We start from the raw sequence: 18,083 nt of genomic DNA, 5'->3' as shown, positions 1-18,083 counted from the left end.
GTTCTGGCGTACTCCTAGCCAGGCCACAGATACCGGCCTTAGTAATCTATTCGATAATCTTACATTTCGGATTGTGACTCAGTGGCTCCGTAGATAGGACGCTATGGAAGGCTTCAAGTCGTTGAGTATCGCACGGGCTGGTTGGCACCAGCCAGCCGCCTTCGTCATTTTCGTTCCAAGCATAAACTAGGATCGCTGGAGCCTTTTTGCCGTCGGTCCGCGCCGACGCGAATTGAATTGCTTTTCGAAGGTGCGCAGCTATTTGGTCCGCTGTTGGTGCATCAAAATAAAATTCTGAGCCTTCGCCTGGCTTTTGGTTGTGTTCCCAAGGTACCGGATGCTCAACTCTTGGTCTGCGATCCCAGCCTGTAACGACTGTGGGGACGACGGGAAGGCCGTGGCGGGCCATCGATTGCCATCGTCGCTCAACCAACTGTGTCAGTGAGGCATAGCTGCCACTTCCTCGCGGATCACTGACGACGTAAGCTCCAATCGCATCACCTGGCAAAGACGACCAATCTTCGATCTCTGAAGCTGTACCCGCGAGTACTATGAATGGATTTCCGGCCCCTGAGGCCACACAGCGACTTCGAAAATCTTGAATCTCGTTTCGCAAGCCGTCGTTGCTGCCCCATCGCTCGGTCACAGATTTCTTGTCAATAAAGCCAAGAAAATAAAGCGGTCGCGCATCTTGTACCCTAACGTATTCTTTGCGGCCCATTAGTGCGATGTGCTCGGAAATCAACTTGGCCGGATGACTAACAGTTCCCCAATGGCTGAGCTCCGTGAACAGGCAGAACTTAACCAAGTCTCGATTGCGACTCGTTAGGTATTTCGAAAGCGCCAGTGACATTGAATCATCGTTGCCGTACGCAACGAATGCCCAGTAATCGAGGCCGGCAAAGCTTGCCTGCCTGATCTCAAGATCCATCTCAGCTTGTGAGATCGGTGGAAACTTGGGCATCTTCCCCGGCTGAACTTCAGCAAAAAAGGGAACGCGCCATCGGTACTTTTCTGGCGCCAAGGATTCTTGGAGAGCGTCAGTCGTTGTTGATCCGGGAGCGTACCAGGCGTCCCATCGGAGCGCGCCTACGAGAGGCCGCTGTGAGTCGACCTGTTCGGATCGAGCTGCTCTTGGCAGCGCGACATGCGCGGCCAGCACAGCCAATACCGATCGGCGACATAGTTCTTTGGGATTTAAGGTCATCGGGAATTTCTCGAGCGGAACAAGAGCAATCCGCCTCTAAGAGTATCGCGGCCACGAGCGAACTGCTATCGCGTATTCCAGAATACCCCGTCGGCATCGCGACGTACATCTGCTCCATATTCCGCGCTCGGCTTGAAAATATCGACGGGGCGCCGAGCATCGACAACTGGTCCATAGTCATTGAGGACGATAAATGCTCCAGGCGACACTTTGTCATAAAAGGATGATGAGAGCATCTGTTATTGAACTGTAAAGGTCTCGTCGACTCCCGGCGCGTCAACTTAAATCGGGCAGCGGGCGCTTGAACCCAACTAGCGTAAGATTACATTCGTCCCGGATGCCTCTCGCGAGATCGTCGATCTCAAGCATAAGAAAGTGCATTCCAGATGCGGCGGCTAAATACGCGCCGATATCGAAGCCCCAGTCGATCGTTACGATCGCGCCTTCACCATTAACAGGATTGCCATGAAACTCCGGCGGAAGAATGTTTTCTATTGATCCCTCTTTCGTTAGCCGAGCGCGCCTACGCGATGACTGGGCTCGGCGCACCACAGGTACGCTCATGATGTACCCGCCGCCTGGCTTCAATGTCCGCGCGATTTCCGCTATGGCTCTATCGGGGCTAAATACGTGCTCAAACACATCCTGTGTGATAACCAGATCGAAAATATTGTCGTCAAAGGTCTGCGCCTCGAGATTCTGAACATAATACTTCTTGCAAGGCAGTTTCGTATTTGTGACGAGGGTCCCACCAGGCACCCCAGGCTCCCACTGAGACGCTGTGTAGTTGTTGCACTCGGCGACGAGCCGCTGACTCACTTTGTCCCAGCCTGGAGAACTCTCGTGCACTGCCATCGTTCGCCATGTCGGAAAGAAACGGTTCAACGTGCAAAATAAAGCGCGCTGCCGGGGTCCACATTGACAATTTTGGCACTGCGTCGATCGGTAGATGTTGGGATTTCTAAGAACGAAGGTGGTCTGTTTCTCGCAGACGGGGCAGTAGCCTGCGAAGCACTGAGTCTCTCCCGGTTGAGCACCTGACATCGAAATCCCTCTCTGGGCCGAATAGTTGTGTCGCCAACGGTCGTTGCCCGCATCGTATGCCAACACATGGTTGCGACGTGAGCCCGTCACGGATCCGCAACGATCTAACTTTATCCCTGTTTTGCCCGTCGGGTCAATAATATTTCGGAATATCAAAATTCAGCATTCAGCCTTGACGGCTACTGTGCATGGGGTTGTTTTTCCATTTTTGCTGAGTACCAAACTGCCTAGTCCCCTACTTGCTCAACCCCACTCGCTTCGCCTGATACCCCCGCTCCAGGATCGCCTGCCACCAGGGCTGCTGGTCGATGTACCAGCGCACCGTCTTTTCGATGCCGCTTTCGAAGGTCTCTTCGGCGCGCCAGCCGAGCTCGCGCTCGAGCTTGCTGGCGTCGATGGCGTAGCGGCGGTCGTGGCCGGGGCGGTCGGTGACGAAGGAGATCAGGTCGCGGCGCCGGCCTTCGGGCCGGGAGGCGAATTGGTCGAGCAGGTCGCAGATCGTCTCCACGACGTGCAGGTTGGTGCGCTCGTTGCGGCCGCCGACATTGTAGGTCTCGCCGATTTCGCCGCGCTCCAGCACCAGGCTGAGCGCACGCGCGTGGTCCTCGACATAGAGCCAGTCGCGGATGTTCTGGCCGTCGCCGTAGACCGGCAGCTTCTCGCCCGCGAGGCCCTTGATGATCATGTGCGGGATCAGCTTCTCCGGGAAGTGATAGGGCCCGTAATTGTTGGAACAGTTGGTCAGCAGCGTCGGCAGCTCGTAGGTCTCCCGCCAGGCGCGCACCAGATGGTCGGAGGCGGCTTTGCTGGCCGAGTAGGGCGAGTTGGGTGCGTAAGGACTGCTCTCCGTGAACAGGCCATCCGCGCCGAGCGATCCGAACACCTCGTCGGTCGAGATGTGAAGGAAGCGGAAATTGTCGCGCTTCTCGCCGGCGAGCGAGCGCCAGTGGCGCAGCGCCTCCTGCAGGATCGTGAAGGTGCCGACGATGTTGGTCTGGATGAACTCGCCGGGCCCGTCGATCGAGCGGTCGACATGGCTTTCGGCGGCGAGGTTCATCACCGCGTCGGGCTGGTACTTCTCGAACAGCTTCCTCAGGCCCGCGCCATCGCAGATGCACTGCTGCTCGAAGGCGTAATGCGGATTGCCCGTTGCGCCCGGCAGCGACTCCAGATTGGCCGCGTAGGTCAGCTTGTCGACGTTGACGACTCGCGCATGCGTGTCGCGCAGGAGGTGGCGTATCACGGCAGACCCGATGAAGCCGGCGCCGCCGGTGACGAAGATCGTGGAACCCTTGAAGCGCATCAAGCTTCTCCTGCCGCTCGTTCAGCGCGCATAGCTGCGCGCCACCGATTTCAAATATTCGCCGTAGCTGCTCTTGGCGGACTTCTCGGCAACGTTTTCGAATTGCCGCAACGAAATGTAGCCCTGCCTGAGCGCGATCTCCTCGGGGCAGGCGATGCGCAGGCCCTGGCGCTGCTCCAGGATCTGCACGAAATGACTGGCCTCGACCAGCGAGGCATGCGTGCCGGTGTCGAGCCAGGCGAAGCCGCGGCCGAGCACCTCGACGAACAGGTCGCCGCGCTCCATGTAGGCCCTGTTGACGTCGGTGATCTCGATCTCGCCGCGCGCCGAGGGTTTGACGTTGGCTGCGATGTCGAGCACGTCATTGTCGTAAAAATACAGGCCGGTCACCGCGACGTTGGATTTCGGCTGTTTGGGCTTCTCCTCGATCGACAGGGCGCGGCCGGTGCCGTCGAGCTCGACGACGCCATAGGCTTGCGGCTCATTGACGACATAGCCGAAGACGGTGGCGCCTGTCTTGCGCACAGACGCGCTGGACAGCAGGCTCGGCAGTCCGTGGCCGTAAAAGATGTTGTCGCCGAGGATCAGCGCCACCGAATCCGAGCCGACGAAGTCGCGACCGACGATGAAAGCATCGGCGAGGCCGCGCGGGGTCTCCTGCGTCGCGTATTCGAAGCGGAGCCCGATCTCGGAGCCATTGCCGAGCAGCCGTTGAAACAGGGGTTTGTCCTGCGGCGTGGAGATGACGAGAATGTCGCGGATGCCCGCCAGCATCAGCGTCGACAGCGGGTAGTAGATCATCGGCTTGTCGAAGACGGGCAGCAATTGCTTGGATACGACGGTCGTGACCGGATAGAGGCGCGAGCCCGTGCCGCCGGCGAGAATGATCCCCTTCATAGCCCCTCTCAATTTAACCTTTCGAAAGTTAGCAGATAGCGTGCGCTGCACAAGTTTGTTATAGAGGTAGAGTAAATCGACGACGCCAAGGGTGTAGGCGCTGAAAATGAATGTTATTGCGACTGATCTTCCGGAAGTCCTGATTATCGAACCGAAGCTTTTTGGCGATCAACGCGGTTTCTTCCTCGAAACCTATCAGTTTCAACGTTATCGGGACGCGGGCATTCATCGTCCTTTCATTCAGGACAACATGTCCCGCTCCGCTCAAGGCGTCCTTCGCGGTCTTCATCTGCAAAATCCCAACACGCAGGGCAAGCTGGTCAGCGCGATGCGCGGACGCGTGCTCGACGTTGCTGTCGACGTCCGCGTCGGCAGCCCCAATTTTGGGCGGCACGTTGCCGTCGAATTGAGCGAGGAAAACCGGCGTCAATTGTGGGTCCCCCGCGGCTTTGCCCATGGCTTTGCGGTCCTCTCGGAGACGGCAGATTTCTTCTACAAGTGCGATGATGTTTACAGCCCGAAAGACGAGGTTTCGATCCGCTGGAACGACCCCTCCATCGGTATCGCCTGGGGCGTCGACAATCCCTTGCTGTCGGCAAAGGACGCCGAGGCGCCCTTGCTGTCGCAAGTCAAAAACCTTCCGATCTATGGACAGATCTGATGCGCATCCTGTTGACGGGAACGCGAGGTCAGGTCGGCGGTGCGCTGTTGCCGCTCTTGGAGCGCAAGCACACGGTCATTGCGCCGACACGGGCGGATCTCGATCTGTCCAAGCCGGACTCGATCGAGGCTCAGCTCGATGAGGTAAGGCCTGATCTCGTCATCAATCCCGCGGCTTACACGGCTGTCGATCGCGCTGAAGACGAGGAGGCCCTCGCCCTTCTCGTGAATGCAAAAGCGCCGGCGGCGATGGCGCGTTGGGCCGCTTCAAATAGGGTTCCGATCGTCCATTTCTCGACGGACTATGTATTTGCCGGTGGCGGCAACAATGCCTGGCGCGAGGACGATCCAACCGGCCCCTTGTCGGTATACGGGCGAACGAAGCTTGCGGGTGAACGCGAAGTCCGTAATGCCGGCGGTTCACATCTCGTGATACGCACGGCATGGGTATACGCCGCGCAAGGCGCAAACTTCATGCGCACCATGATCAGGCTGGCAAAGGAGCGCGACACCCTGCGCGTCGTCGCCGACCAGTTCGGGACCCCAACTTCCGCCTCCACCATCGCAACTACGCTGGTGCAGATTCTGGAGCAGCAGCCCGCGGAAGATTTGCCGCGGCATTTTGCGCGTGCAGGCGGGCTTCTGCATCTTACCAATTCCGGATCGACGAGCTGGCACGGCTTCGCATCGGAGATCATCAACTCGCTTCACGCCCGCGGCGTCGCTCTCAAGACGGCAGTCGTGACCCCGATTGCGACCGCAGATTATCCGACCAAGGCTACGCGCCCTTCAAACTCGCGATTGGATCTAACGCGGCTCAAGGATGCCTATGGCATCGTGCCCAAGCCCTGGGAGCAGGCACTTCAGTCTGAGTTGGACGCCTTTCAATGATTTCATGGGCGCGAAGGTGAAGGCGTTCGATCCCGACTCGGGATATTCGTTTGTATCGTTCGATCCACTGCTGCCCCCCTACAGCAGCGTCAATAGGCTCAACAACTCGGGCCAACTCGTCGGCACTTATACGGACTCAGGCGGGGTCGTTCACGGCTTCATCTGGAAGAACGGCATCCTCACAACCGTCGATGGGATTGCAACTACGCAAACAGCCTAACCGGCATCAACGATGCAGGCGATGTTACCGGCGTTGCGGTCGTCGCTGCGCTTCCACACGCCTTTGTCGTCAGTGCGGACGGCACCGTGTCGTCAGTCCAGACTTACATCGACACCTATCCGGCCGGGATCGACAACGCCGGACAGGTGATCGAAAACGGGGATGTTCTCTACAACTCGCTCAACGTCGCCTCCCTGGTGACGCCGGGGCAAGCGACTGTGCAGATTTTCGATCCGCAGTCCGAGATTGGGGGCACACGCGTCACCGGCATGGCGGCAGCAACGGCAACACGACATGCGAGATCGCATTTCACACTGGCAACGATACGGTGATCGGAAGTGGTGCCGGCAACGTGGCCTTTATCGACGGGCGAGCATCGACCGATGGGACTATCGTGGCTGCGGGATCGACCACCACGATCACCTTCGGCGACACCGGTCAGGTACTCACCTTGACCGGGGTCCAGCACCTCTATTTTACGGACGAGGTCTATTCGACCTGAGAACTGGAGGAAGGCAGAGGAGGGCAAATCCTCGCTGCGACGGAACGTGAGAGAATGCCGGTTCTTCAGTTAAGTCGTTGAATTTGTGGTAGAGTTCTGCATTCGAAAGTTGATCCGCCTGGCTACCTGAAGGCGGTCGCGGTCACGTCGCTTTTGGCTGCGGCAGTGCGGCAACAATGCAGGTGAATTCAAGGCTCGACCTCAGCGGCCAGCTATACAGAGACGCGTAGTCCCGTTAATCATTCAATCCTCTTGTTGTGAGGATGAGGTTCTATGGGGATTTGGATGCGTCGATTGCTCGTTGCCGTTTCTCTGGTCGTGACGGGCCTGGTCTGGGGCGCGGCCATCCCCTCCGCATCCGCTGCCGACAAGGCGGTCGAGCTCCGTCCCCGTGATGGCACCTACATCAAGATGCGCCACGCCCGCCGCTTTCTTCGCTGCCCGGACGCTTATTCATGTTATCCGCTATACGGAGCCTACGGCCCTTACGGCGGGCACGCGTATTGGGATGCATATTCCGCATATGTGCCGCCGGAATATCGTTAAGCCTCACAGCCAAACTTAGAGGTTGTACCTGAAGACGCCCGCGGCGGGATGCGCGCGGGCGTTGTAATGAGTGCGTGGCCCGCAGAAGGAATCAGAGCACATTTTGAAGCAGCTTCAGAGCACCTACGGCACGCCCGGGAGGGCGTCGTTCAGCTCAACCTTGAGTTCCAACATTCAATATTTACACCCGTTCACTCCTGATGCGGCGGTTCGTCGTGCTATGCGCCGCGCGGTGACGCACTCGTGAAGTTAATGTGCTGAACTTCACGAAAAGTCGTACAGACAGATTTGGCTGACAAGGGGATTATCACGACGCATTTGGGTGTCGGTGGATTGCGAGGTCGACTGCAAACGCAACCAGTATCTGGTGGCTGGTCATTTCTCGAGTGCGGAAAGCATTTCAAGCGAGCGCCCGACGAGAACGGAGGCTCGATCTTTAGTTGTATTGGCGGCGCGGGTCTTTGGTGCGTGTCACGACCATGTCGCTGCGATCAGGTTATGAAGCGAATTGGCGCGAGCTTTGCTGAGTCGACTGCGCTGGTTTGGATTCGATCAGGGGGCGTCCCGATGAGTGACAGAACTGTTCCGGAACGGATCAATGAGTTCCTCGTTCGCTGCGCCGGGCGCGCTTACTGCGATCATTGCATCCAGGAGCGGCTTGGGCTCCGCTGGCGTCAGCAAGTTCAGCTCGTCACAGCAACGCTCGGCGTCACCTCCGGATTTCGTCGCAGCACGGCCGTTTGCTGTACGTGCCAGGACACCAAACAGGTGACGAGCTATATCGCACAAGGCCCATCGCCGCGCGCAACTGTAACTCTTTCGCTCCCCAAGCAACCGAGCGCGCGTCCCGGGCAAGCACTCGGTGTCGATGAGTTCCCATTGGAGCGGGGACGAGGCAACGACATGCGACTTGGAGGGCAGGTTGCCAGGCGGGCCGCACGAGGGCCGGAGACTTGAGCTGTTCGGTTAAGCCTGCGTCTTGCCAATCATGGCCCAGAAAGTGGGCGTCTTTGGTGACTGAATCCGGACCCATTGATAAGGCGACTTTGTCCAGGGCCTGATATCCTGTTCGATGCTGTCCGCCACGAGGTCGCCCTTCTTCGTGCGGACCACCAGAACCAGGTGGTGCTCACCCCAGGTTGTGACGACTTCTGCAAGCAGCAGGGCATGGGCCGGCCACCCACGCGCGATCAGCTCATGTCTTTTGGTCACCGCGTAATCGTTGCAGTCGCCGGTCTTCGGCGCGATCAGCCACCGTTCGCCGACGATGCCTTCGTAATTGTGCTCATAGCGAATGGCGCCATTGACCTCGCGATTGATGTCACGCAATTCGTTCCAGCGTGAATCGTCCAGTGCGATCGGGCCCGGCCGAAAATGATTATGGGACGCCGTGCAATCGCCGGGATATTGCATGCAGAAGAGCGTATGACCGAATGGCGCGAGCGTTGGACCGCCCAGGGCGATCTTCTGCAAATGGCCTCGCAACATGCCAGGCAAGCCGACAAACGCGGCGTGCGCCTGCGGTGCAAGCATGCTTCCCGCAAGCATTGCAATGGCGGTAGCCGCCTTGATGATCCGACGCATGGAACTGACCCCCTGTAGTGTCCCTCGTTGCATCGATCACTACCCGGAAAGATTTTCGGTCAGGCTGAGCTTGGCGCGGCAAATTGAATTGAATGCGCGATGCGCGATTGACGAGGCGATAACCATCGTCTCCATCGCAGGCCGGGGGGCGCGGCAATCGAGCCAATTCTGACTTCGGTTGAGCATCCAGCCGCGATCGACGGATCAGCCGTCGATCGTTTGTCGTGGCTTGGTACGATCCAAGAGTTTGGAGCCTCGGCAGCGACCTCGTATTATGCTTTCCGAATGATTATGTTTTGAGGACTATTCTCGGAATTCGTGACGTAGCTGACGTCGGGCACGAACGGATGCACCCGCGATCCTTGGGCGATGCGCGCCTGGGCAGTTGAAAAGGCTGATCTCAATGACGAATGTTGTGCGGCCGCGTCTTCCAGAGGGCGCACGCGTCTATGCGATCGGCGATATCCATGGCTGCGCAGACCTCCTGGAAGATACGTTCGCGCGGATTGACGCTGATCGCGCCCGGTCTGCGGCGGTCCAGGCCGTTGAAGTCTATCTCGGAGACCTGATCGACCGTGGTCCGGCAACGCGCCGAGTGATCGACATGCTGATCGAGCGGGCTGGCCGGCGGAAGATCGTCTGCCTCAAGGGCAATCACGAGGAGCTTGCCATCCGGTTCCTCGGGTCGCCCAGGTGCTTTAGCGAGTGGTCGGGTCTGGGGGGGCGGGAGACGCTGATATCCTACGGTCTCGTGCCGGTGGCGCGACAGCCCGACGAAATGGTGGCGCTAGCCAACGCGTTTGGAGCCGCCCTGCCGCCGGCACACCGGAACTTTCTGGTTGGCTTGCCGACGTTCTACTCTTGTGGCGACTTTTTCTTCGTCCACGCGGGCGTCAAGCCCGGGGTACCGCTCGAGCGCCAGCGCGAGACAGATTTGCTCTGGATACGGCAGGAGTTTCTGGACTGGGACGCGCCGTTCGAGAAGATGATCGTCCACGGCCACACACCGGTTCGCGAACCCGATTTTCGGGAGAACCGCATCAATATCGATACGGGGGCCTATGCAACGGGGATGTTGACGTGCCTGCGCATTGAGGGGGACACGCTGCGCCTCGTCTAGCTCTGACTGTAGCCGCGCCAGAGCCTGCATTTCCTTTAGCCGTATTGGCTTTGAATCGGGCGTGCTTGAGGTTCCGGCGTGGCGAAAATACCACATCCGTCAGTGGGTTCGGGTGCGGAAGGACCGTTTCATATTTCCAACCGGATAATCCGTGATAAGCACAAAATCGCAAAAGTAGGGGTTAAGGGACTCAATGCTACGAGCCCGTGGTAGAAATTGGTTGATATTGGCGTTGATGGGGCTGGCTATTGCAGGCTGCTCCGAGATGCCCGTCAGTGGTCCGTCGAGCCGTGACATCAAATCCGGCAATCCGAAGGATGCTGACAGCCTGCCTTACGCCTTGGTGAAGCTGACGCCTGAGGCGATCGGCGTGTTGTCGCAGGCAACCCCTCGACTGATGTTCGGCAATACTGGCCGTCACGCCCCACGGGAGATCAAGTTCGGCATCGGCGATGTCGTCAGTGTCACCATTTTCGAAGCTGCCGCCGGCGGCTTGTTCATTCCGCGAGAGGCGGGTGTCCGGCCTGGCAATTTCATTACCTTGCCGAACCAGTCGGTCGATACTGCCGGAAATATCACTGTGCCGTTTGCCGGCGCCGTTCTGGCGAAGGGCCGGACCCCAGGCGAGGTCCAGCAGACGATCGTCGACCGCTTGAAGAATCGTGCGATCGAGCCCCAGGCCGTCGTTGCTCTGGTCGATCAGAGGACCTCGCTGGTGAGCGTTCTGGGCGAGGTCAACAATCCGAGTCGCTTCCCACTCAACGCCGCTGGCGATCGGATCCTCGATGCCATTACCCGCGCCGGCGGCCCGAAGGGGCAGGGTTTCGACACGTGGGTCATGCTCGAGCGCGGCGGGCAGCGGACGACCGTGCCGTTTGGCGCTCTGGTCTATGAGCCCAACAACAACGGTTATGTCGACGCCAACGACACCATTTACGTCTATCGCGAGCCGCAGACCTTCGTGGCCTTCGGCGCTTCCGGTCAGCAAGGGCAGTTCAACTTCGAGGCTTGGCGCATTTCGCTGGCTGAAGCCTTGGCCAAAGCCGGCGGCCTTAACGATTCGTTTGCCGATCCCGCATCGGTCTTCGTTTACCGGGGCGAAAGCCGCGACGTGGCCGAGAAACTCGGCGTCGATGTGACCAAGTTCGAAACGCCGCTGATTCCGGTCGTGTATGTCGTCAATCTGCGCGATCCCGCGACATACTTCCTGGCGACCAAGATGCAGATCCGGAACAAGGACGTCCTGTATGCGTCGAACGCGACTGCCGTCGAGACCGCGAAGATCCTGCAGTTCATCCGCCTGGTCAACGCGACCGTGAACGATCCGATCGTGACGGCAACGAACGCCTATACGCTTAGGGGGGCGATCCGCGGTTCATCCACCACGACGGCTACGGCGACGACACCTTGATCTGAGCACGGTGGTATCGGACGGCGGTCGGCGCTTACAGTTCCGACCGCTTTTTGCGGGTTCCTTGGCGATGCGGACGGGCTCTTCATCGTTATCCTCCGTGATCCTGTCTGTTGTGATCGTCGGAGCACCGCTCCTTGTTGGGTCAACCACTCCTTCCGCCATCGCGCTGTGGTGCATCACCTTGGCGGTAGGGCTTGCCTGCTGCGAGGTCTCATCGCTTCGCCAGGGTCAGCGAGCGTGCTTCTGGCTGGTGGTCGTCGTGGTGACGGCCTACGGGGCTGTTCTGCTGGCACAGCTTCTGCCACCAGCCCTAACCGGATTGCCACCTCATCCGCTCTGGGCGAGGGCATCGGCCCTACTCGCACGGCCGTTGTCGCCCTCGGTCTCAATCGTTCGAGAGCAGCCGTTCTTCGCTGTCGGCGCGCCGCTCGCAGGCCTCTTAGCCGGTCTGTTGGGCTACCTGGTCGGCGTGGATCGTGTCCGGGCGAAACAGGTCCTGGAGGTCATCGCCTGGTCTGGTGCAGGCCTTGCCTTGTTCGCGATCGTGTCATTCCTGATCAATCCTGCGAAGTTGTTTTGGTGGGACAAGTTCGCCTATGGCGGCGTGCTGACGACCCCCTTTGTCAATCGTAACGCGGCTGCGCTCTACTACGGCACGTGCAGTGTCGTCGGCGCATTGTTGTTTTGGCAGATGTTGCGCCCGCGCCTTCCGCATGGGGGCGTGACTCCCTCTGCACTGCTCCGGGCCGGCGCTGGAATTCTCCATTTTCGGGGCTTGGTTCGGAGCGCGCCTCCAATTCTCTGCCTGATCGCGGCTTTGCTCACGGCGTCCCGAGCCGGTACGGTTTTGGCCCTCGCGGGGCAGGTCTTGGCCTTCACGCTGTATTTCTGGCGCGACTTGCCCCGAAAGGTCGGTCCTGCTGCAGCTTTGGTCTTGGGCGGGCTCATCGCGCTGATCGTGCTCCAGACCTTGGGGGGAAGCACGGGGAGCCGCTTCAATGAGCACGGGCTGGTCGACGAGGGCCGTATGGACACCTACCGCGCGACCCTACGGATGATTTCAGATTTCCCCTGGCTGGGGGTCGGCCTCGGCGGCTTTCCCTTTGCGTTCCCAGCTTACCGGACGGGGAGTGTCTGGGGGGTCTGGGACCGTGCACACAACGTCATATTGGAGATTGCCGCCGAAGGCGGTCTGCCTTTGGCCATTGTTGTCGTAGCGGCGTGGTCCGCCGTCCTTGTTTTGCTAGCATGTGGGATCCGTCAGCGGCGTCGCGATACCCTTTTTCCGGTGGCGGGGCTAACCGTAGCGGCTATGGCGCTGGTCCATGCAATGATCGATTTTTCGCTTCAAATCCCGGGATTTGCCCTTCCCGCCATGGCGCTGATCGGCGTCGGTGCCGCCCAATCGTTCGCCACGCGCAACCTCGATGAGCGGGGAATTGGGCGAAATCTTGGACCGGACGCGGCGATTGGTTAATTAACCCTCAAGGGCGTTTCTGCCGATAATTCCTTGGTGGCCGTTCGTCCAACATGCTAAGTTGCAGTGCAGGAATGGTTGGAGAGTTGCCATGTCGTTGATCCGCCGGCGCCTTTCGGTTGGTGCAGCCGTGCTCGTCGCTATGAGCGGCCTGAATGCCACTGCTTTTGCAGCGACCTGCTACGATGCCAATCAGCAGCTTCCCGCGAGCCAGGTGTCCAACTTTACTGGTAACCCCGCTTCGCTGCTCAGCGGCGCGCCGAATGGCGGTGGTGCGCTGATTTCTCAAGTCCGCGATCTGGCGGCGACCGATTCGGCGACCTTGCCCTTGATCCTCGGCCTCCTGAACGGCGCCAACGATGATCAGAAGAAGGCGATCGGCTCGGGCTTGGCCCAGGCGGCGCGTGTATGCGTGCCGAAGGACCAAGCTTACGCCAACAATATTCAGCAGGCGATTGCCGACACCAAAGACCCTGTCCTTGTGCTGGCCTATGCCACATCCGCAGGAAACGACCCGAGCGGCATCGGCGCTGGTGGCTCTGGTGCGGGTGCCTCACCGGGCGGTGTTGGCGGTGCGACCACGACGGCAGGCGGCCCGGCCGGCGGCGGCGGCACCGTCGAGGGCATCAACGGCAATGGCGTGAATACCGGAAACTTTACCTACAGCGCTTCTGTCGCAAGTGCGAGCAACCCGAACACGTCGGTTAGCCCGTAGACGGTTATCGAAGAAGTAGGATTGGGAAGATATCGTCTTGCCGTTTCCGGCGGCGAGGTGCACGCGGATTGAGACAGATTGGATCGTCGCCTCGTTGTCCCCAGACCGGACGCGAGGCGGTTCGGCTTTTTGCCAGGTAGTTCATGCTCTATGTCAATCCTGCATCTAAATTGACTCAGCCCGAAACGCTTCATCAGCGCCAGAGCAGCAATGGCGTTGCTGACCTGATTTCGTTCGCCCGACGGCAGTCGACGATCATCCTCGGGGTGATGCTCGCGTGCCTCGCCGGTGGAGTTCTTTATCTGATCAACACGCCGCCGAGCTTCACGGCCCAGGCGACGATGATCATCGACACACGCAAGAACAACGTATTTCAGCAACAACTGATCGGCGACAGTCCCGTGGATTCGTCCATGGTCGAGAGTCAGGTTGAGGTGTTGCGCTCGGAGAACATCGCCTCGGCTGTCATCAAGCAATTGCGGCTGACCGACGACCCCGAGTTCGTGGGACCTGGCGGTGGCCTTTTGGGTGGCCTTGTCAGCACCGTTTCGGGGCTGCTGGAGTCGGACGCGCCGCAATCGCAAACCGGGCTGAACCGTCGTGCAGTGGAGGCCTTCGCCAATCGGCTGAGCGTCAAGCGCGTCGGGCTGACTTACATCATCGAGATTGCCTTTACCTCGAATAATCCCGCCAAGGCGGCGCAGATCGCCAATGCCGTGGCTGATGCCTACATCAACGACCAGCTGAACGCCAAGTACCAGGCGACACAGCGAGCCAGTATCTGGCTTCAGGACCGCATCGGCGAACTTCGCAAGCAGTCTTCGACCGCTGAGCGGGCCGTCGTCGACTTCCGCACCAAGAACAACCTCGTCAATACCGGCGGCCGCCTGATGAACGAGCAGCAATTGAGTGAACTCAATACGCAGCTCATTCTGTCCCGCGGATTGACGGCGGAGGCCAAGGCACGACTTGACCGCATCAACGACATCGTCAAGGCCGAACCGGATGCGACCGTCACCGATACGTTGAAGAACGAGGTGATCACCAAGCTTCGGCAGCAATATCTGGAGCTCAAGGCGCGAGAAGCCGAATGGTCGGAGCGTTATGGTGCGCAACATCAGGCGACCATCCAGTTGCGAAGCCAGATGCAGGAGCTGCGCCGTTCTATCGGTGACGAATTGCAGCGCATCGCCCAGACTTACAAGAGTGACTACGAGATCGCAAAGCAGCGCGAGCAGGCGCTGGAGCGCGGTCTGAACGAGGCTGTGTCCGATAGCCAGGTGACGGACCAGGCGCAGGTATCGTTGCGAGATCTGGAGAGTTCGGCGCAGACCTACCGGACGCTCTACAACAACTTTCTGCAGCGCTATACGGAATCGGTTCAGCAGCAATCGTTCCCGATCACCGAAGCTCGCGTGATCACCGCGGCTTCACCGCCGCTGACGAAGAGCAAGCCGAAAGGGACATTGACCCTGCTGGTCGCAAGCTTCCTCGGTCTCGGCCTCGGCTTCCTCGTCGGACGTTTGCGCGATCTGTCGGACCGCTCTTTCCGCACCACCGATCAGGTTGAGTCTGTGCTCGGCGTAAACTGCATTGGAATCCTGCCATTGCTGAAGCCGGCTGCGGTCCCCGACACCTCGGTTCCGGTTCCAAGCGGCGCGGGCGCCTCGCGAGTGCTCAACCACAATGCCGAGGTGTTCTCCGAAGTTGTCAACGGGCCCTTCTCCCGCTTTACCGAAGGGGTCCGTGCGATCAAGGTTGCTTCGGACCTTGCAAACATCGATCGCCCGAAGAAAGTGGTGGCTGTGACCTCGACGCTTCCCAATGAGGGAAAGTCGACGATCGCAGCCTCCCTCGCTGAATTGATTTCCCAGAGCGGAGCGCGCGTAGTTCTGATCGATGCTGATCTGCGCAACCCGTCGCTGACGCGCCGGCTTGCTCCGCATGCAACGATTGGCCTTCTTGAGCTCGCACGAGGCAGCAACACATTGTCCGACGTGGTGTGGACGGAGCCCGTCACGAAGCTCGATTTCCTGCCGTCGGTGGTCGATAGCAAGGTCGCGCACACCAACGAGATCCTGTCGTCGCCGTCCATGGGTATGCTGTTCGAGCGACTAAAGTCTGTGTACGACTACATTATCGTCGACCTGTCGCCCATTGCGCCGGTCGTCGACGTGCGCACGACGGCTGGGTTGATCGATTCCTATCTCTACGTCGTGGAGTGGGGTCGCACCCGTGTCGATGCCGTTGCGCATGCGTTGACCGACGCCAAAAACGTTCATGAAAAGCTGGTCGGCGTCATCCTCAACAAGGCCAACATCGCGACGTTGAGCCGCTATGAGTCCTACAAGGGCAGCTACTACCACAACAAGTACTATTCGCGTTACCGTGACGAGCGTTAGCCGTGCCGGCGTGGTTGGTCAGAGCGCTTGCACTTGTCCTCGCGCTCGCCTCTGTGTGCTGGGGAGTGGCGGTGTTCCCGGTCGTTTGGCGCGGCCGTGCTATTGAGGCAACGGCGGATCTGATCCTTCAGGGGCAGCGTTTCCAAACTGCAGACATTGCGGCGGAAGTCGCCAGGACGGAGGCGGATGGATTCGTTGCCAAGGCGTCCGTGCGGCGTAGCCTCACCACACTCGAGTTGAGACTTGTCGAAGATGCGCTGGAGCAAGGTGATCGTCTGTCGCTGGACAAGCGCTTCGCCGCGTTGAAATCTGCTGCCGTGGCTCTTTTCGAGGTCGATCCGGCCGATTCCTTCTTCTGGCTGATCTATTACTGGTGCCAGCTCACGACAGAAGGTTTCTCTCCCAGTCAGCTCAAGCTTCTCGAACTTTCCTACGACCTGGGTCCAAATGAGGGCTGGGTGGCGATCAAGCGCAATCGTCTTGCTCTCCCGGTGATGTCGGAATTGCCTGCCGGTATGCGGGAACGGGTTGTCGAAGAGTTCGCCGGAATGGTTGCCGCTGGACTGATTGTCGATGCAGCCGCCAGCCTGGTGAGCGCGAGTGCCCCCGTGCGGGAGAAGCTGCTCGCTGGGCTCGGCCGAGTGCCGATTGCAGAGCGCGAGCGACTTGCGCGCTATCTGACCGATGCCACTACAATCGATGTCGTTGTCCCCGGCGTCAAACCGGCCGAGAAGCGCTTCTACTGAGCTTCGATGCTTGCGGCTGGTCTAGCCGCTGGGCTGAGCTTTGTCAGAGAGCGTCGCGGGCCGTCCCCAGAACATCCGCTCGATAAAGTAGGCAAGCATGAGCGGGCCTATGCAGAACAGGAAGAAATCGAGGATTTTGTAACCGCCGTCGCGGGCCCATTGCAGCAGAAGCCCTACCATCCAGAAATAAGCGAGATAGAAATAGATCGAGATTCCCGGTTGGCAAAATTTGCGGAAGATTGTGCCGAAGAACCAGCCGCACAGGCCGAGTGTGGTGACGACACCTGCATAGCCGAGGCTGATCCAGCCGTCACCGACAAGCGACGCGGTGCGGGAGACGAAATTTCCGTACGCGGCCAGGTTGACCCATTGAACCGGCGAACCCACCGGCTTATCGGGCCAGATCATTCTCGGGATGGGTTGGGTGAAGATGCCGAGATATTGCGTGAAATAGGAGTAAGTCCCGCTGACGGAAGGTACCTTGGCGAGGATGAACGTGAGGAAGTCGAAATTCGCAAAATCGGGGTGTGACCCGAACGACGATTTCGCGATGTCGAAGCTGAATTCGATCTCGCCCGTCGTCAGAAATTTGATCAAGCTGTCGCGATTCTGGCCGATCATGACGAACAGGGCCAGCACGATCACCATGCCCGCATAGTGGACCGAAGTGAATGTGCGGCGTCTATGAATGTAAAGCGTCATCATGCTGGCAACCAGCGTCGAAATGACGATCTCCCATCGTTCGCCGAGCTGTAGCGCGACAAGTGCGCAGAGAAATATCGCGGCGTACGACCACCAGCGCCCCCGCGTCATTTGAATCAACAGTCCTGCGAACGGGAACGCGAAATTGCGCGCGTTTACCACATACGCGGTCGTATCGGCGAAGAGCTTCTGTCCCGTTGCCGGATCTATCGTCATGTTGATCTCGCCCAACTCCTGAAACACGGTGACGCCGTAGGTCTGGCGCATGGTCAGGGCGAGAAAGAGCGAGTAGAGAATGAGTGGCGACAAGAGAAGAAATGCAATCAGGAAAGCGCGCAATTCCGATTGCGTCGGGCTGATGTATTGGAACGTCGGCTGTATCGGCTTTGAGCCCAGTGCCATGAGATAGGCCCCAATGAAGCTCAGCAAGCCGACGTCCGAGACAAAGAGGGTCTTCAGAAAAATGTCGTCCGTCGGCATGAAGTTCATGAATTCGAACTCTGATCGCAGATCGAACACGTGGACGATCAAAGGCCGTTGCACAAAGACGATGAAGTGAAAAGCCAGATATAGGAAAAGCCCGGAATAGATATTGAGATAGCCACGCGCATTCAGGCTGACGACAAGGCCGACGAAGAAGGCAATATGGATTG

The 18,083-nt window shown here is 59.1% G+C and carries 17 protein-coding genes; 10 read left to right on the top strand and 7 right to left on the bottom strand.

What is annotated here, in order from left to right; genetic code table 11:
* Positions 1–46: 46 nt before the first annotated feature.
* The 5 genes from BM222_RS08365 to rfbA all read right to left on the bottom strand — a co-directional run bounded on the left by BM222_RS08365 (position 47) and on the right by rfbA (position 4,451).
* Positions 47–1,024: a glycoside hydrolase family 71/99 protein gene (locus BM222_RS08365; protein ID WP_177243083.1), complete on the bottom strand. Its 978-nt coding sequence runs from the start codon at positions 1,022–1,024 to the stop codon at positions 47–49.
* Between the two features lie 248 nt (positions 1,025–1,272).
* Complete coding sequence (locus BM222_RS43235; RefSeq protein WP_143105917.1) at positions 1,273–1,443, bottom strand: TylF/MycF/NovP-related O-methyltransferase; 171 nt, start codon at positions 1,441–1,443, stop codon at positions 1,273–1,275.
* A 40-nt stretch (positions 1,444–1,483) separates the two neighbouring features.
* Positions 1,484–1,966, bottom strand: coding sequence for a class I SAM-dependent methyltransferase (locus BM222_RS40930; RefSeq protein WP_177243082.1), 483 nt, complete (start codon positions 1,964–1,966; stop codon positions 1,484–1,486).
* Positions 1,967–2,486: 520 nt separating this feature from the next.
* Positions 2,487–3,554 carry a dTDP-glucose 4,6-dehydratase gene (gene rfbB / locus BM222_RS08355; RefSeq protein WP_092227818.1) on the bottom strand — a complete coding sequence of 356 codons (1,068 nt, stop codon included), beginning with the start codon at positions 3,552–3,554 and terminating at the stop codon, positions 2,487–2,489.
* Positions 3,555–3,575: 21 nt separating this feature from the next.
* On the bottom strand, positions 3,576–4,451 hold the full coding sequence (rfbA, locus tag BM222_RS08350) for a glucose-1-phosphate thymidylyltransferase RfbA (RefSeq protein WP_092227817.1): 876 nt from the start codon (positions 4,449–4,451) through the stop codon (positions 3,576–3,578).
* Positions 4,452–4,557: 106 nt separating this feature from the next.
* On the opposite strand from rfbA, the gene rfbC reads away from it, so the two are divergent.
* The 4 genes from rfbC (at position 4,558) to BM222_RS08325 (ending at position 7,270) form a co-directional block, all read left to right on the top strand.
* The gene (rfbC, locus tag BM222_RS08345; RefSeq protein ID WP_092227816.1) at positions 4,558–5,112 is read left to right on the top strand and encodes a dTDP-4-dehydrorhamnose 3,5-epimerase; all 555 of its coding nucleotides are present in this window, start codon (positions 4,558–4,560) and stop codon (positions 5,110–5,112) included.
* Complete coding sequence (gene rfbD, locus BM222_RS08340) at positions 5,112–6,002, top strand: dTDP-4-dehydrorhamnose reductase (protein WP_092227815.1); 891 nt, start codon at positions 5,112–5,114, stop codon at positions 6,000–6,002. Before rfbC ends, rfbD begins: the two co-directional genes overlap by 1 nt.
* Positions 6,003–6,308: 306 nt before the next feature.
* Entirely contained in the window at positions 6,309–6,554 is a 246-nt protein-coding gene (locus tag BM222_RS08330; protein WP_092227813.1) for a hypothetical protein, read from the top strand.
* A gap of 455 nt (positions 6,555–7,009) precedes the next feature.
* Positions 7,010–7,270 carry a hypothetical protein gene (locus BM222_RS08325; protein ID WP_092227812.1) on the top strand — a complete coding sequence of 87 codons (261 nt, stop codon included), beginning with the start codon at positions 7,010–7,012 and terminating at the stop codon, positions 7,268–7,270.
* Positions 7,271–8,236: 966 nt separating this feature from the next.
* On the opposite strand, the gene BM222_RS08320 is transcribed toward BM222_RS08325, so the two are convergent.
* Entirely contained in the window at positions 8,237–8,854 is a 618-nt protein-coding gene (locus BM222_RS08320; protein WP_092227811.1) for a transglutaminase-like cysteine peptidase, read from the bottom strand.
* A gap of 403 nt (positions 8,855–9,257) precedes the next feature.
* On the opposite strand from BM222_RS08320, the gene BM222_RS08315 reads away from it, so the two are divergent.
* From BM222_RS08315 to BM222_RS08290, 6 genes are all read left to right on the top strand, one after another.
* Positions 9,258–9,974: a metallophosphoesterase family protein gene (locus BM222_RS08315; protein WP_092227810.1), complete on the top strand. Its 717-nt coding sequence runs from the start codon at positions 9,258–9,260 to the stop codon at positions 9,972–9,974.
* A gap of 265 nt (positions 9,975–10,239) precedes the next feature.
* Positions 10,240–11,385 carry a polysaccharide biosynthesis/export family protein gene (locus BM222_RS08310; RefSeq protein ID WP_092227965.1) on the top strand — a complete coding sequence of 382 codons (1,146 nt, stop codon included), beginning with the start codon at positions 10,240–10,242 and terminating at the stop codon, positions 11,383–11,385.
* Between the two features lie 373 nt (positions 11,386–11,758).
* Positions 11,759–12,865: an O-antigen ligase family protein gene (locus tag BM222_RS08305; protein ID WP_177243080.1), complete on the top strand. Its 1,107-nt coding sequence runs from the start codon at positions 11,759–11,761 to the stop codon at positions 12,863–12,865.
* Positions 12,866–12,956: 91 nt separating this feature from the next.
* Entirely contained in the window at positions 12,957–13,580 is a 624-nt protein-coding gene (locus BM222_RS40925) for a hypothetical protein (RefSeq protein ID WP_177243079.1), read from the top strand.
* A 170-nt stretch (positions 13,581–13,750) separates the two neighbouring features.
* Complete coding sequence (locus BM222_RS08295; RefSeq protein ID WP_244547046.1) at positions 13,751–15,982, top strand: AAA family ATPase; 2,232 nt, start codon at positions 13,751–13,753, stop codon at positions 15,980–15,982.
* 71 nt (positions 15,983–16,053) lie between these two features.
* Entirely contained in the window at positions 16,054–16,728 is a 675-nt protein-coding gene (locus BM222_RS08290) for a hypothetical protein (RefSeq protein WP_143105916.1), read from the top strand.
* A 21-nt stretch (positions 16,729–16,749) separates the two neighbouring features.
* On the opposite strand, the gene BM222_RS08285 is transcribed toward BM222_RS08290, so the two are convergent.
* Positions 16,750–17,919, bottom strand: a complete 1,170-nt coding sequence (locus tag BM222_RS08285) for an O-antigen polymerase (RefSeq protein ID WP_143105915.1) — start codon at positions 17,917–17,919, stop codon at positions 16,750–16,752.
* Positions 17,920–18,083 lie beyond the last annotated feature (164 nt).

The organism is Bradyrhizobium sp. Gha (genome assembly GCF_900113735.1).
Taxonomy (GTDB): domain Bacteria; phylum Pseudomonadota; class Alphaproteobacteria; order Rhizobiales; family Xanthobacteraceae; genus Bradyrhizobium.
Note: the sequence above shows the minus strand (reverse complement) of the source record. Positions and strands in the feature narration are given on the sequence as shown.